We start from the raw sequence: 14,428 nt of genomic DNA, 5'->3' as shown, positions 1-14,428 counted from the left end.
CCCCTCGGGTCACTCGCGCGGACGCGGCGAGGGCTTGAACGGCTTCTCCTCGGCAATGACGGCCAGCGGGCGCCGCCGCGTGCCCGGCATCGCGGCCACCATGACCACGCCGAGCAGCAGCATCGCCGTGCCCGTCCAGAACAGCGGCACAGTGTCGTACGCGCCACCGGTGTAGGCGAGGTTCTTTACCGGCCCCTTCGGCGCTTCACCGCCCGCGGGCGGCGGCGTCGACGTCGTCCCGCAGACCACGCCGCCGGTGGGCGCGTACGCCCGGGCGATCTGCTCACCGAGCGACAGCTGGGCCAGCGACGACGGCAGGTTCTTCGCCTGGTCGTCCGGCAGCAGGCTCTTGAGCTTGGTCGTCGGCAGCAGCTGCAGGTCGAACATCCGCGCCGACGCGCCCAGCTGGAACCCCTTGAACGGCGTGGTCATGTTCGCCGACTTCTGGTCCAGCCCGGCGATGCTCAGCCGCAGCACGCCGAGGTCGAGCACGGTGCCCGCGGTGGTGCCGACCTGCTGGACCTGCCCCGCCGCCGTGGCGAGCAGCCCGCCGACCACGGGGATGTCCTTGACGGCGCCGAACTGGTCGCTCAGCGGCTTCAGCGGCAACCCGATCGGGATGTCCTTCGTCGGGTGCGCCGCGTCGAGGGTGTACAGCACCTTGCCGCCGGCCTCGATGGTCAGCACCGGCGCGGTGTACTCGACCTTCGACGTCTTCGCGTCGCCAGTGGAGGTCACCTTCAGCGTCGGCTGGCTGGCCACCTTGACGCTCAGCGCCAGCGGCGTGCCCTTGAGGATCTCGATGTCCGCGGCTTGCAGCGTCGACGTCGACTGCACGGCCTTGGTCTTCGAGCCCGGGATGTCGACCAGCGTGACCTGCGACCGCGACGACAGCGTGTTCGGCAGGCTCAGCAGCGACCCGGTGCCGTCCGCGGCGGTCTGCCCGCCGCCCTGCAGCAGGCCACCGAGGCTCTGCAGGCCCTTGGTCAGGTCGAACCCGCTGGCCAGCGAGTTGGGGTCGAGCTTCGGCTTCAGCGCGTCCAGCCCGAGGTTCGGCATCGACGGCACGACGTTCAGCAGCGACAGGCTGGCCACCGACGTGCTGGCGTCGGCGATCGTGTCGACGCACGGCCCGAGCGTCTGGCTCCACCGAGCGTGGGCGCTCCCGTTGAGCAGACCCACGTTGAGCAGCGGGTTCGACGGCGCGTTCAGGCCACCGCTGATCGGCTGCGGGTTGTCGGGCAGGGCGGTCTGCACGACGCTGCCGGGCGTCTGCGGCGCGTTCCCGCCCACGGACAGCCCGAACGGCGACGCCTGCGCGATGGCCTTCTCATAGCTCAGGTAGGCATCCGAGTTCGCCGACGCGCTCGACAGGCCCATCCCGGCCTCGAGCGCCGACTGCTTCGGCAGCGTCTGCCCGAACCCCGGCAGAATGGTGCTGGTCGGCACGGCGTTGGGCAGCAACCGGACGATCCCGAGCGCGGTCCCGGCATCCCCGACGGCCTGCCCGAGCGGCTGCGGCCCGATCGGCGCAGAGATGGGCGCCTGCCCCGGATTCGCCGGCTGCGGAATCGGCGTCGTCGGATAGGTCGGATCCGCGTGCGCGGGCGCCGAGCTGAACAGGAGCAACGCCGCAGCCGCCGGCAGCGCAACCGAACGGGGCAGTCTTCGCCGCATGTGCCAGAGCCTCCAGATAGGTCGACCGGGGAGTGAGACCGACGTCATAGGGCCCTAACGACGGTCCCCCCGAAAAGTGACGCGCACGGCCTCCGCTACACTTGCTCCTGTCGCCAGCGCGAGCCGGAGACATGCCGCCTTAGCTCAGTCGGCCAGAGCGATTCACTCGTAATGAATAGGTCAGGGGTTCGATTCCCCTAGGCGGCTCAACAAGGTTGTCGGCCCCTGCCCCTCTAGGGCAGGGGCCTTTTTCTTGTCTCGCGTATCTTCGGGCCTCCGCCCCACACCCCGTCCGGGGCTCTGCCCCGGCCCCCGTCGTGGTCGCCTTGGGTGCGGATTTGTTCCGCGGAACCACTCGTCCGGGTCAGGTCCAGACGCCATCGGACAGCGAAGGGCCCCCAGGCTGATGCCGGGGGCCCTTCGCTGGTGTGGGACTTACTTCGGGGCCGTCACCTTGACCACCGTGGCCTTGGCGTCGCCGCGGGGGGTTCGGTAGGTGATTTCGTCGCCTGCCTTCGCTCCTACCAGGGCCAGGCCCAGGGGGCTGTCCGACGTGATCGCGTCCGCGTCCTCGCCTGGGACCGTCACCACCTGGAACGTCTCTTCGTCGCCGTCGGCGAAGCGGAGGGAGACCATTGTTCCGTCCGGGAGCTGGCTGTTGCCGTAGCCGCCGTGCTCCATCTTGGCCGCCAGGTCGGCGATCTGGCGGTCCAGGCGGGCCGCGGCCTCTGCGCGGTCGATCACGTCCGCCTGGTCCGCCGCGTCGCCGGTGCGTTCCTGCTCGCCGGGCTGCGGCGCGAGGGCTTCCCGCTGCGCGCGCAAGTTCGCGATTTCCTTCTCCAGCTGGCTGCGGGCAGCCGGGCTGAGCCCCTTGTCCCCTGAGATCACCATGCCGGGCATTGTCCGCTGCGCGGAGCGGGGTGGCCAATCCGGTTTTTCACCCGAACGCCACGCACAGGACGTCTGCCCTAGGATTTCGGGGCTGCCGTCCAGGAAGAAGGTAACGAGAATCACCGTGAGCGCAGTCCCCGGCCGCAGCGAGCGGCTCTCGCCGAACCAGCTGGCCAAGCAGGAGCAGATCGTCGAAGCCGCCCGCGTCGTGCTCGCCCGCGACGGCCTCGCGGGGTGCACCGTCCGTGCCATCGCCGACGCCGGCCCGCTCACCAAGAGCGCGATCCACTACTATTTCGCCGACATCGACGTCCTCATCGACCGGGCCATGGCCGCGCACATCACCGCCTTCGCCGCCGGCCTGCGCGAGGTCGCCGCGAAGCACGACGAACCCCGCGAGCGGCTCTTCGCCGTCCTCGAGGAGTACCTGAGCGTCTTCGCCGCGAACCCGAACGCCGCCTTCCTCTGGTTCGAGTACTGGATCGCCGCCGGCCGCGCGCAGCACCCGCAGGCCATCGACGTCATGCTCACGTCGCTCACCGAGCTGCTCGCCGAGCTCCTCGCCCCGCTCGACGTCGACGACCCGCGGGCGCGCGCCCGGGCGCTGCTGTCCTACCTGCTGGGCACGGTCGTCCAGCAGCGGGTGCGCCCTCGGCCGTTCGCCACGCTGCGTGCCGACATCGAGGCGCTCTGTTTCGCGAACTACGGGTAGCAACCGCCAATAGATCCGTACTGCTCCTGATTGCGCCGTACGTCCGGCTCCGGCCAAGGTCGAGGGACCCCCGAGAGCAGGAGATGTGATGCGCACACGAACGTGCATGGCAGCGGCCGCGGCCGTCCTCTTGGTGCTCACCACCGGCGGCTGGGCCGGTGCCGCCCAGCCCGGCGGACCGCAGGTCTACGAGATCACCGGCGCCGCCACCGCTCAGCAGCGCACCGAGGTCGCGCGGACCGGCGCGGACATCCTCGACGCCGAAGGCGCGACGACCACGGTCATCGCCAACCCCGGCGAAGCGGCCCAGCTGCGCGAGCTCGGCTTCGGCGTCAAGTCCCTCGGCCAGGTGAACCGGCCGCAGGGCACGGCGACCGTCGAGGACTTCCCGGCCGGCTACACCGGCTACCACACCTACGCCGAGACGCAGACCGAGCTGCAGAAGACCGTCGCGAACTACCCGACGCTGGCGAAGCTCGGCAGCGCCGGCACGTCCTACGAGGGCCGCGCCCTGTCGCTCATCAAGATCAGCGACAACGTCGGCACCGACGAGAACGAACCCGAGGTCCTCTTCACCTGCAACCAGCACGCGCGCGAGCACCTCACCACCGAGATGTGCCTCCACATCGTCCAGCGGCTGACCAGCGGGTACGCCACGGACAGCGCGATCAAGCGGCTCGTCGACAGCACCGAGATCTGGGTGATCCCCAGCGTCAACCCGGACGGCTCCGAGTACGACATCTCCGGCGGCACGTTCCACAGCTGGCGCAAGAACCGCCAGGGCCCCGGCACCGACACCAACCGCAACTGGGGCTACAAGTGGGGCTGCTGCGGCGGCTCCTCAGGCTCGACGTCCAGCGAGACCTACCGCGGCACGGCGGCGTTCTCCGCGCCCGAGACCCGGGCCGTCTCGAACTGGGTGAACTCACGGGTGGTCGGCGGCGTCCAGCAGATCAAGACGCACATCGACTTCCACACCTACTCCGAGCTGGTGCTCTGGCCCTTCGGCTACACCTACGCCGACACCGCGCCCGGCATGACCGCGGCCGAGGCGCAGAAGTTCCAGACGCTCGGCAAGCAGATGGCCGCCACGAACGGCTACACGCCGGAGCAGTCCAGCGACCTCTACATCACCGACGGCAGCGTCAACGACTGGATGTGGGCGACGCACAAGATCTGGAGCTTCACCTTCGAGATGTACCCGAAGGGCAGCAGCCCGGGCTTCTACCCGCGCGACACCCAGATCGTGCCGCAGACGACCCGCAACGACCAGGCCGTCGACATCCTGATCAACGCCGCGATCACCGGTTGACCCCCAGCGACCGGCCGCGGCCTGCGAACGGCCCCCTTTCCCGCTCGGCCGGGGAAGGGGGTCCGCGCGGTCTAGGGTGCGGGCATGCCTCTGTTCTCGTTCGAAGGGCTCAGCCCGCAGGTCCACCCGGACGCCTGGATCGCGCCCACCGCCACCCTCATCGGCGACGTCGTCGTCGAGAAGGACGCCTCGGTCTGGTTCGGCGCGGTGATCCGGGCCGACTTCGGCCGGATCGTCATCCGTGAGGGCGCCAACATCCAGGACAACTCGGTGATCCACGTCAACGACGGCGTCTGCGAAGTGGGCAAGAACGTCACCGTGGGCCACCAGTGCCTGGTGCACGACTGCACGATCGGGGAGCAGGCGCTGATCGGCAACGGCTCGACGGTGCTCGACAAGGCGAAGATCGGCGCACGCGCGCTGGTCGCGGCCGGCGCGACCGTCACGCCCGCGACGGAGGTGCCCGACGAGGTCATCGCGATGGGCAGCCCGGCGAAGAAGTTCGTCCCGCTGACCGACTCGGCGCGGATGTGGGTCGAGCACAACGCGGCGATCTACCAGGAACTGGCGCGCCGGCACCGCGCGGGCACCAAACCGGTTTGACCCTCCAGTAACTGGAGACTCTAGCTTCGGGGCATGGCTCCGAAGAAACTCACCCACCAGGTCACGCTCGAGCTCGCCGCGGGCAACGCCCCGGTCGTCGACCTCGGCAAGATGCTGGGCCAGACCGGGATCAACCTCGTCGAGGTCAAGAAGGCCTACGACGCGGCGACGGCGGGGCAGCGCGGCGACATCGTCCCGGTCGTCGTCTCGGTGTTCGAGGACCGCTCGTTCGCGCTCCGGCTCAAGACGCCCCCGACGTCGTTCCTCATCAAGAAGGCATTGGGGGACAAGGGTTCTTCGCGGCCGGGGCACGAGGTCGCGGGCAAGCTCACGCGGGAGCAGCTGCGCGCGATCGCCGAGCGCAAGCTGCCGGACCTCAACACCGCCGACGTCGAGGCGGCGATGCGCACGATCGCGGGCACGGCCCGTTCGATGGGTGTCGTGGTCGTGGACTGAGGTGCGCAAACACGCGATCGTGCCGCCGTTCCGCGCGCTGGATCCCGAGCTCGGTGTGGCGGAACGGTTGCTGCGGCAGGGAAATCCGCAGCTGACCGGGATCGTCTCGCAGCTTCCCGACGAACACGCGGCCGCGCGCCGCCTCAACGCCGTGCTCGCGGCGGCGGGGGCGCGGCCGCGCCTGGTCGGCACGGGCACGGCGTGGCGGATCGTCTACGTGACGCCGTATGCGGACTCCGGCGAGCTGGCCGCGGGTGCCGCGGGCCTGGCGGAACTGGTGACGGTCGGCGGCTGGCGGCGGGTCAAGCGCTGCGCGACCTGCGCACGGCCGTTCTGCGACCGCACCGCGGGCTGCACCCGCAAGTGGTGCGCTGAACATCGCGTACATCGCCCTTCGAGCGTCGTGGACTAGGCTTTCCCCCGCAGCAGCGACTGGCGCCATCGAGGTGGAGCACCACCGGGAAGCGACGACGAGGCCGGCACCGCGCGCCTGGGTGAAGGCCACTCCAGAGCCGGAGTACGCCATGACACACCAGCCGAAACTGAACGCGCTCGCCGGCGCCGACCCCGCCATCGCCGGGCTCGTCGAGGACGAAGCCAAGCGCCAGCACGACAAGATCCGCCTGATCGCGTCGGAGAACTACGTCTCGCAGGCCGTGCTCGAAGCGACCGGCAGCGTCCTCACCAACAAGTACTCCGAGGGGTACCCGGGCAAGCGCTACTACGAGGGCCAGCAGTTCATCGACCAGGTCGAGCAGCTGGCCATCGACCGCGCGAAGGCGGTGTTCGGCGCCGACCACGCGAATGTCCAGCCGTACTCCGGGTCGCCGGCGAACCTGGCCGCGTACCTGGCGCTCGCCCAGCCGGGTGACACCGTGCTCGGCATGGCGCTGCCGGACGGCGGCCACCTCACGCACGGCTGGGGCGTGTCCGCCACCGGCAAGTGGTTCACCCCGATCCGGTACGGCGTCGCCAAGGAGACCGGCCGCATCGACCTCGACCAGGTGCGCGACCTGGCCCGCCAGCACCGGCCGAAGCTGATCTTCGCCGGCGGCACGGCGATCCCGCGCACGATCGACTTCCCGGCGTTCGCCGAGATCGCACGCGAGGTCGGCGCGGTGCTCGTCGCCGACATCGCGCACATCGCGGGGCTGGTCGCGGGCGGCGCCCACCCGTCGCCGGTCGGGCACGCGCAGGTCATCACGACGACGACGCACAAGACCCTGCGCGGTCCGCGCGGCGCGATGATCCTGTCCGACGCCGAGCACGCGAAGGCGGTCGACAAGGCGGTGTTCCCGGGGCTGCAGGGTGGTCCGCACGACCACACGACCGCGGCGATCGCCGTCGCGCTGAACGAGGCGCAGCAGCCGTCGTTCAGCGACTACGCGCACACGATCGTCGCGAACGCCCGCGCGCTGGCCGACGCGCTGCTGGCCTGCGGTTACGACCTGGTGTCCGGCGGCACCGACAACCACCTGCTGCTGATCGACCTGACGAACAAGGGTGTCGCGGGCAAGCCCGCCGCGCAGGCCCTCGATCGCGCGGGCATCGAGCTGAACTACAACACGGTGCCGTTCGACCCGCGCAAGCCGTTCGACCCGTCCGGCATCCGGCTCGGCACGCCCGCCATCACGACCCGCGGTCTCCGGCCGGAGCACCAGGTCCAGGTGGCGGAGTGGATCGACCGCACGATCACCGCGGTGGCCGCCGGCGAGGAAGCCGTGCTGGACACGATCGCCGCCGAGATCCGCGAGTTCCTGACCCCGTTCCCCATCCCGGGCTACTCCGCCTGACCCCGTCCTCGAAGGCGGCACTTTCACGTGAAAGTGCCGCCTTTGGCGTGCCTGGGGGCGGGAGACCGGGGTCACAGGAAATTTGATTGCACGATACAAGCGTCTCGGGGAATACTTGGCTCAGGCAAGTAGTTGAGCGGTACAAGCAACTACGCGAAGGCGTTCCGAGGGAGACCACCATGAGCGACACCACCACGGCGGAGGGAGCAGCCGCTACGAAAGGCAAGCTGACCCACCGCCAGATCCTGACCGTCCTGTCCGGGCTGATGCTCGGCATGTTCCTCGCCGCGCTCGACCAGACCATCGTGTCGAGCTCGATGCGCACCATCGCCGACGAGCTCCACGGCCTGTCGCTGCAGGCCTGGGCGACCACGGCGTACCTGATCACCGCGACCCTGTCGACGCCGCTGTACGGCAAGCTGTCCGACCTCTACGGCCGCAAGCCCATGTACCTGACGGCGATCTCGCTGTTCCTGGTCGGCTCGCTGGCCAGCGGCATGGCGACGTCGATGTACGAGCTCGCCGCGTTCCGCGCCTTCCAGGGCCTCGGCGCCGGTGGCCTGATGTCGCTGGCACTAGCGATCATCACCGACATCACCGCGCCGCGTGAGCGCAGCAAGTACCAGGGCTACTTCATGGCCGTCTTCGGCATCTCGAGCGTCGCCGGGCCGGTCGTCGGCGGCTTCTTCGCCGGCATCGACACCTTCGCGGGCATCACCGGCTGGCGCTGGGTCTTCCTCGTCAACGTCCCGATCGCGCTGGCCGCGCTGGTCGTCGTCACCAAGGTGCTGAACCTCCCGCACACCCGCGTGGACCAGAAGGTCGACTACTGGGGTGCCGTCGCGCTGGCCACCGGGCTGGTGCCGCTGCTGATCGTCGCCGAGCAGGGCCGCGAGTGGGGCTGGGGTTCCGCCGCCTCGATCGCCATGTACGTCGTCGGCGGGCTGGGCGTGGCCGCGTTCGTCTGGATCGAACGCCGGATGGGCGACGCCGCCCTGCTGCCGCTGCGGCTGTTCAAGCGGCCGGTGTTCCGGATGGCCACGCTGGTCACCGTCGTGCAGGGTGCCGGGATGTTCGGCGCGATGATGTCGCTGCCGCTGTACCTGCAGATCGTCAAGGGTGCGACGCCGACCCAGGCCGGCCTGCAGATGCTCCCGCTGACCCTGGGCATCATGGTCGCCAGCCTGACCAGCGGCCGGATCATCGCGGCCACCGGCCGGTACAAGATGTTCGCGGTGGCCGGGATCGGCCTGATGGCGGCGGCGCTGTTCGCGCTGTCGACGATCACCGTCGACACCTCGCTCGCGCTGGTCATGGTGATCGCCTTCGTGATCGGCCTCGGCCTCGGCGCTTCGATGCAGACGCTGGTGCTGGCCGCGACCAACGACGTCCGCCCGCAGGACATCGGCGTCGCCACCTCGGCGGCGACGTTCTTCCGGCAGATCGGCGGCACGGCGGGCACCGCGGTGTTCCTGTCCATCCTGTTCGGCACGGTCGGCGACCGGATCGCGAACGCCATCCGCTCGGCGATGACCACGCCGGCCTACACGGCGGCGCTGGCGCAGCACCCGGAGTTCGCGAAGCAGATGCAGGGCGGTCTCGACGTCAACGACACGTCGTTCCTGTCGACGCTCGACCCGACGCTGGCCCGGCCGATCCTGCAGGGCTTCGCCGAGTCGATGAGCACGGTGTTCCTGGTCGGCGGGATCGTGCTGACCGTCGGCTTCGCGCTGGTGTGGTTCCTCAAGGAGAAGCCGCTGTCGGACAAGTCGGCGATGGAGCAGCGCGCGGAAGCCGAGGCGGACGCCGCTCCGGCCCTCGCCCTGGCGCACTGACCGCATGAAAAGGCCCCCTCGGAAAGCTCCGAGGGGGCCTTTTTCCTGGGCTCAGTGGCCGCCGTTGGCTTCTTCCTTGGCCAGGCGGTCGGTCTCGCGCTCGTACGAGCGGGCGATCTCGTTCTCGGCCTCGGCGCGGCCGACCCAGGAGGAGCCTTCGACGCTCTTGCCGGGCTCGAGGTCCTTGTAGACCTCGAAGAAGTGCTGGATCTCCAGCTTGTGGAACTCGTTCAGGTGGTGGATGTCGCGCAGGTGCTCCAGGCGCGGGTCGTTCGTCGGGACCGCGAGGACCTTGTCGTCCGGGCCCTTCTCGTCGGTCATCCGGAACATGCCGATCGCGCGGCAGCGGATCAGGCAGCCCGGGAACGTCGGCTCCTGCACGAGGACGAGCACGTCGAGCGGGTCGCCGTCCTGGCCGAGGGTGTCGTCGATGAAGCCGTAGTCGGCCGGGTACTGCGTGGCCGTGAACAGGGTCCGGTCCAGTTTGATGCGGCCGGTCTTGTGGTCGACCTCGTACTTGTTGCGCTCCCCTTTGGGGATTTCGATCGTGACGTCGAACTCCACGCCTGTCCTCGCTGCTTCTTCAGATCCCAGGGCGTGCCCACGCGTCGCGGGCGGCAACCTTCATGACTGTCTTGACGTCTCCTAGTGTGGACTACGCCGCGGGGCGGGGCCGCATCGATGTCGGCCACGCGGCATGTGAGCTTGGCCCCTTCCGGGGCAGGTGAGAAGGAGTGGTGGGTGCCGGAAAACGACCAGCCGATGTGGCCTTCGTCGGACGAAGACCGCTCGTCGTCCGGCGCGCGGGAGACCACTCCGATGTCGCTGCCCGACCCGCCGGAGAGCAGCGGGGACCGCGCCGAGGTGCCCAAGGTCACAGGCAGCGAGGCGCCGAAGGGCTCGTGGTTCGCGCCGAACGTGCCGCCCGAGCCGATCCCGGGACTGAACGTGCCCGCCGAGGAGCCCCCGCCCCCGCCGGCCCCGACCCCGGCCAAGCAGGACCTGGCCGACCGGCTCGGCAGCCGCGAGCCGAAGCAGCCGGCGAAGCCCGCCGAAGAGGGCACCGAGTACATCCGGGTCGAGCAGCCGAAGCCGGCCGCGGAGAGCACCCAGTTCATCGAGGTGAAGCAGCCGACGCCGATCGTGCCGGTCGAGCGCGACGTCTGGCCCCGCGAGCAGCAGGACCGCCCGGAGGAACCGCAGCAGCAGTGGCGCGAAGAGCTGCAGCACTGGCGTGAGGAGCAGCAGCGCCGTGAGGAGCAGCTGAACCGCCGCGAAGAACCCCAGCAGCAGCGTGCCGAGGCCCAGCAGCAGCGGGGGGAAGCGCAGCAGCAGCAGCGCCCCGAGGCCCAGCAGCAGCGTGCCGACGCGCCCTGGAGCCAGCAGATCGAGCTGCGCGAGGACCGGGCAGGCGACCGGCCGGCCGAGCCGGGCGACCGCCGTCCCGCGCTGCCTCCGGAGCCGCCGCGCGGGGTCGTGCCCTCGGCGTCCGCCGGCACGCTGGCCCGGCCGCAGCGGATCGAACCGGACGGGCAGCGGTTCGACGCCGAGGCGACCGTCGGGATCGAGCGGCCCACCCAGTTCCCCGGCGTCTTCCAGCAGCAGCCCCAGCTCCGCAACGACCCGCCGCGGACCGAGCCGCCCGCCGAACCCCCGCCCCCGCCCGCGGCCGAGGCGCCGTCCGGCGAGGAGCCGCCGAAGAAGCGGCGCAAGGGCAAGCTGATCGCGCTGGTCGTGGTCGTCCTCCTGGTGCTGGCCGGCGGCGGGGTCGCCGCCGCGATGCCGAAGGTGGCGAACCGGCTGGCCCTGCCGTGGGCGCCGAACGCGCCCAAGGGCGACTCGCCGTCGCCGTCCGCGGCGACGCGCCAGCTGGAGGGCCCGGTCACCTCGGGCACGGCGCCGAGCGCCAACGGCATCAAGTCCGCGCTCGCCTCGGCGGCCGGGAACGGCGCGCTCGGGCAGCTCACCGGCAGCGTGGTCGACCCGGTCACGGGGACCACGCTCTGGGACCACAGCTCGTCGACGCCGGTGACGCCGGCGTCGACGACGAAGGTGCTCACCTCCGCGGCCGCACTGCTGTCGCTGGACCACGACCTGCGCCTGTCGACCAAGATCGTGCAGGGCACGGACCCGGGCACGGTGATCCTGGTCGGCGGCGGCGACACGACGCTCACCAACCTGCCCCTGGGCACCGACTCGCCGCTGTACCCCGGTGGCGCGCACGTCGACGACCTCGTCGCGCAGGTCAAGAAGGCGGTGCCGGGCGTCAAGAAGGTGCAGGTCGACCTGACGCTGTTCAAGGGGGCGACGACCGCGCCGGGCTGGGAAGCCGGTGACGCGCCGTCGACGTACGCGACGCAGATGTCGCCCGTGATGGCCGACGGCGGCCGCATCAACCCCAAGGACAACAACTCGCAGCGCACGGCGAACGCGGGCAGCGCGCTCGCCCAGTCGATCGCCTCGAAGCTGGGTGCCTCGGCGGGCGGCCAGGCCACCGCGCCCAAGGACGGGAAGGTGGTCGCCGAGGTCAAGTCGGCCCCGCTGACCGAGCTGGTGTCCGACCTGATGGAGCTGTCCGACGACGTCCTCGCCGAGGCGGTCGCCCGGCAGGTCGCGCTCGCGAACGGCGAGGAAGCGAGCTACGCCGGCGGCGCCAAGGCGACCATCAAGGTGCTGAAGGACCACGGTTTCGACGTCACCGGCGTCGTGCTCTCCGACGGCAGCGGCATCTCGTCGCAGAACCGCATCCCGGCGCGGCTGCTGACCCAGCTGCTGGCGGCCGCGGCGGCGCCGGAGGGCAAGAACCCGGGTACCGCGAAGCTGCGCCCGGTGCTGGCGGGCCTGCCGGTGGCCGGCGGTTCGGGCACGCTCGCGGACAAGCGGTTCGACACGGCCGCGTCGCAGGCCGGCCGCGGCTGGGTGCGGGCCAAGACGGGCACGCTCACCGGCGTGAACACCCTGGCCGGGCTGGTCCTCGACCAGGACGGCCGGGTGCTGGTGTTCGCGTTCATGTCCAACGGCTCCGACACCGAACCCGGCCGCGACGCGATCGACGCCCTCGCCACGAGCCTCCGCAAGTGCGGCTGCTCGTAGCGGAGCCGAACCGTACGAAGATCGTGGCCGGAAACCCCCGCCGGGCAGGTAGCGTCGGAAGGGTGAGTCAGGAAACACAGACCCGGCCCATGGTCGACTGGGCGATCGCCGCGCAGACCGGCGCGCTGCTCGTGCGCGGTGGTCCGCAGGTTCCGCGCGAAGAGGCCGAAGAGGCCGTCACGGACCTGCGTGAGCTGACCGTTGAAGCCGAGGGGCACGTGCGCGGCCTGACGAACCTGGGGCTGGACCTGCCGCTGCTGCCCGGCGAGGTCGTCGACCGCCCCGGCTGGGTCCGGTCGGCCGCGGCCGGGCTGGACGCGCTGACCGGGCGGGCGCTGCCGCAGCAGGGCGGGCCGCTCGGGCCGATCCTGGCCGGCGGCGCCGGCGTGCAGACCGGGCTGGTGCTGGCCTTCCTCGCCAGCCGCGTGCTCGGCCAGTACGACCCCTTCGGCGGCCCGGACGGCGAAGGCCGGCTGCTGCTGGTAGCGCCGAACGTCGTCGCCGCCGAGCGGGCGATGGGCGTGTCCGGCCACGACTTCCGGCTCTGGGTCTGCCTGCACGAGTGCACCCACCGGCTCCAGTTCACCGCGGTGCGGTGGCTGCGCGACTACTTCGCCGACGAGGTCGAGCGGCTCGTCTCCGGCCTCGCGGGCGGCGGCACGGACAGCCTGTCCGACCTGGTCGGCCGGCTGCCCGACGCGATCAAGCAGGGCCCGAAGCTGAACCTCGTCGAGCTGCTCCAGTCGCCGAAGGAGCGCGCGGTCTTCGACCGGTTGCTGGCGCTGTCGACGCTGCTGGAGGGGCACGCCGACTACGTGATGGACGCCGTCGGGCCGCAGGTCGTGCCGAGCGTCGACACGATCCGCGCGCGGTTCACCGCCCGGCGCAAGGGCGGTGGCGTCTTCGACCGGCTGCTGCGCGCGCTGCTCGGCGTCGACGCGAAGATCCGTCAGTACGAAGAAGGCGCGAAGTTCACGAAGTACGTCGTGGACGCCGTCGGCATGGACGGCTTCAACGCCGTCTGGCGGTCGCCGAACACCCTGCCGTCGCGCGCCGAGATCGCCGATCCCGCGGCGTGGGTCCGGCGTCTGCACGGATGACCGGGCCGGCAGTCGCGGCGGTCCGCCGGGCCGTGCGCGGCTTCCTGGCGGCGGTCGAAGCCCCGCCCGAGCTGTGCGTCGCGGTCTCCGGTGGCGCGGACTCGCTCGCGCTGGCCGAGGCCGCCGCGTACGTCGGGCACCACCGCGGGCACCGCGTCCGGGCGCTCGTCGTCGACCACGGCCTGCAGGAGGGCTCGGCGAAGATCGCGCTCGACGCGGCCGCCGCCGCGAAGTCGCTCGGCGTCGACGAAGCCGAGGTGCGCCGGGCCGACGTGACCGGCCCGGGCGGCCCGGAAGCCGCCGCGCGCAAGGCCCGCTACCGGACGCTGGCCGGGCACGAGCTCGTCCTGCTCGGCCACACCCTGGACGACCAGGCCGAAACGGTCCTGCTCGGGCTCGGCCGCGGCTCCGGCCCGCGCAGCATGGCCGGGATGCGCCCGCACGACCCGCCGTGGGGACGGCCGCTGCTCGGCATCCCGCGGGCCACCACCCGGGCCGCGTGCGCCGAGCTCGGCGTCGAGCCGTGGGACGACCCGCACAACGCCGAACCGCGGTTCACGCGCGTCCGGCTGCGCACCGAAGTCCTGCCGCTCCTGGAAGACGTCCTCAACGGCGGAGTGGCCGCCGCGCTCGCCCGCACGGCGGCGCAGCTGCGCGAAGACAATGAGGCGCTGGACACAGTGGCGGACATGATCTTCACCCGCGCGGGCGGTGCCGAAGGGCTGGATGCCGGCGTCCTCGAGGGCGAGCCGCCGGCACTGCGGCGGCGGGTTCTTCGCAGGTGGCTGCTGCAATCGGGTGTGCGCGAGCTCACCGACGCGCACCTCCGGGCGGTCGACGACCTCGTCGCCCGGTGGCGTGGACAGGGCGGTGTCTGGTTGCCCGGCAACTTGGAGGCGAGCCGGTGCCATGGCAGGCTCTGCCTCACCTCCCAACCCACCACACGAGGGGAATGA

The 14,428-nt window shown here is 71.2% G+C and carries 13 protein-coding genes and 1 tRNA gene; 11 read left to right on the top strand and 3 right to left on the bottom strand.

All coding sequences use genetic code 11. From position 1 onward, the window contains the following. Positions 1-9 precede the first annotated feature (9 nt). Positions 10-1,677, bottom strand: a complete 1,668-nt coding sequence (locus AB0M93_RS29170; RefSeq protein WP_364278713.1) for a hypothetical protein — start codon at positions 1,675-1,677, stop codon at positions 10-12. A gap of 133 nt (positions 1,678-1,810) precedes the next feature. On the opposite strand from AB0M93_RS29170, the gene AB0M93_RS29165 reads away from it, so the two are divergent. Further along, positions 1,811-1,884, top strand: a tRNA-Thr gene (locus tag AB0M93_RS29165). Between the two features lie 228 nt (positions 1,885-2,112). On the opposite strand, the gene AB0M93_RS29160 is transcribed toward AB0M93_RS29165, so the two are convergent. Further along, positions 2,113-2,568, bottom strand: coding sequence for a GreA/GreB family elongation factor (locus AB0M93_RS29160; protein WP_364278710.1), 456 nt, complete (start codon positions 2,566-2,568; stop codon positions 2,113-2,115). A 124-nt stretch (positions 2,569-2,692) separates the two neighbouring features. Here AB0M93_RS29160 and AB0M93_RS29155 point away from each other — a divergent pair, with 124 nt between their 5' ends. The 7 genes from AB0M93_RS29155 to AB0M93_RS29125 all read left to right on the top strand — a co-directional run bounded on the left by AB0M93_RS29155 (position 2,693) and on the right by AB0M93_RS29125 (position 9,279). Then, positions 2,693-3,280, top strand: a complete 588-nt coding sequence (locus AB0M93_RS29155; protein WP_013230483.1) for a TetR family transcriptional regulator — start codon at positions 2,693-2,695, stop codon at positions 3,278-3,280. Positions 3,281-3,386: 106 nt separating this feature from the next. Continuing rightward, positions 3,387-4,592: a M14 family metallopeptidase gene (locus AB0M93_RS29150; protein ID WP_364278892.1), complete on the top strand. Its 1,206-nt coding sequence runs from the start codon at positions 3,387-3,389 to the stop codon at positions 4,590-4,592. A gap of 84 nt (positions 4,593-4,676) precedes the next feature. Beyond that, positions 4,677-5,195, top strand: coding sequence for a gamma carbonic anhydrase family protein (locus tag AB0M93_RS29145; RefSeq protein ID WP_364278707.1), 519 nt, complete (start codon positions 4,677-4,679; stop codon positions 5,193-5,195). A gap of 33 nt (positions 5,196-5,228) precedes the next feature. Further along, positions 5,229-5,651, top strand: a complete 423-nt coding sequence (gene rplK, locus AB0M93_RS29140; RefSeq protein WP_364278704.1) for a 50S ribosomal protein L11 — start codon at positions 5,229-5,231, stop codon at positions 5,649-5,651. A gap of 1 nt (position 5,652) precedes the next feature. Further along, positions 5,653-6,063 (top strand): hypothetical protein, encoded by a 411-nt coding sequence (locus AB0M93_RS29135; RefSeq protein WP_364278701.1) that lies wholly within the window; start codon positions 5,653-5,655, stop codon positions 6,061-6,063. Between the two features lie 112 nt (positions 6,064-6,175). Then, entirely contained in the window at positions 6,176-7,444 is a 1,269-nt protein-coding gene (gene glyA, locus AB0M93_RS29130) for a serine hydroxymethyltransferase (protein WP_364278699.1), read from the top strand. Positions 7,445-7,623: 179 nt separating this feature from the next. After that, on the top strand, positions 7,624-9,279 hold the full coding sequence (locus AB0M93_RS29125) for an MDR family MFS transporter (RefSeq protein ID WP_364278696.1): 1,656 nt from the start codon (positions 7,624-7,626) through the stop codon (positions 9,277-9,279). 51 nt (positions 9,280-9,330) lie between these two features. Here AB0M93_RS29125 and AB0M93_RS29120 read toward each other — a convergent pair whose 3' ends face one another. Then, the gene (locus tag AB0M93_RS29120) at positions 9,331-9,843 is read right to left on the bottom strand and encodes an inorganic diphosphatase (RefSeq protein WP_004559896.1); all 513 of its coding nucleotides are present in this window, start codon (positions 9,841-9,843) and stop codon (positions 9,331-9,333) included. Between the two features lie 177 nt (positions 9,844-10,020). Between AB0M93_RS29120 and dacB the strand changes: the two genes are divergently transcribed. From dacB to tilS, 3 genes are all read left to right on the top strand, one after another. Then, on the top strand, positions 10,021-12,372 hold the full coding sequence (gene dacB, locus AB0M93_RS29115; RefSeq protein WP_364278693.1) for a D-alanyl-D-alanine carboxypeptidase/D-alanyl-D-alanine-endopeptidase: 2,352 nt from the start codon (positions 10,021-10,023) through the stop codon (positions 12,370-12,372). Between the two features lie 89 nt (positions 12,373-12,461). Further along, positions 12,462-13,472 carry a zinc-dependent metalloprotease gene (locus AB0M93_RS29110; RefSeq protein WP_364278889.1) on the top strand — a complete coding sequence of 337 codons (1,011 nt, stop codon included), beginning with the start codon at positions 12,462-12,464 and terminating at the stop codon, positions 13,470-13,472. Further along, positions 13,469-14,428 (top strand): tRNA lysidine(34) synthetase TilS, encoded by a 960-nt coding sequence (gene tilS / locus AB0M93_RS29105; RefSeq protein WP_364278690.1) that lies wholly within the window; start codon positions 13,469-13,471, stop codon positions 14,426-14,428. Before AB0M93_RS29110 ends, tilS begins: the two co-directional genes overlap by 4 nt.

The organism is Amycolatopsis sp. NPDC051102, assembly GCF_040682815.1.
GTDB lineage: Bacteria > Actinomycetota > Actinomycetes > Mycobacteriales > Pseudonocardiaceae > Amycolatopsis.
This window is presented reverse-complemented; position numbering and strand designations above follow the sequence as displayed.

Coding starts and splice junctions, on each gene's coding strand:
- AB0M93_RS29170 (WP_364278713.1), bottom strand. CDS start 1,677: ATGCGGCGAAGACTGCCCCGTTCGGTTGCGCTGCCGGCGGCTGCGGCG.
- AB0M93_RS29160 (WP_364278710.1), bottom strand. CDS start 2,568: ATGGTGATCTCAGGGGACAAGGGGCTCAGCCCGGCTGCCCGCAGCCAG.
- AB0M93_RS29150 (WP_364278892.1), top strand. CDS start 3,387: ATGGCAGCGGCCGCGGCCGTCCTCTTGGTGCTCACCACCGGCGGCTGG.
- AB0M93_RS29145 (WP_364278707.1), top strand. CDS start 4,677: ATGCCTCTGTTCTCGTTCGAAGGGCTCAGCCCGCAGGTCCACCCGGAC.
- rplK (WP_364278704.1), top strand. CDS start 5,229: ATGGCTCCGAAGAAACTCACCCACCAGGTCACGCTCGAGCTCGCCGCG.
- glyA (WP_364278699.1), top strand. CDS start 6,176: ATGACACACCAGCCGAAACTGAACGCGCTCGCCGGCGCCGACCCCGCC.
- AB0M93_RS29125 (WP_364278696.1), top strand. CDS start 7,624: ATGAGCGACACCACCACGGCGGAGGGAGCAGCCGCTACGAAAGGCAAG.
- AB0M93_RS29110 (WP_364278889.1), top strand. CDS start 12,462: ATGGTCGACTGGGCGATCGCCGCGCAGACCGGCGCGCTGCTCGTGCGC.
- tilS (WP_364278690.1), top strand. CDS start 13,469: ATGACCGGGCCGGCAGTCGCGGCGGTCCGCCGGGCCGTGCGCGGCTTC.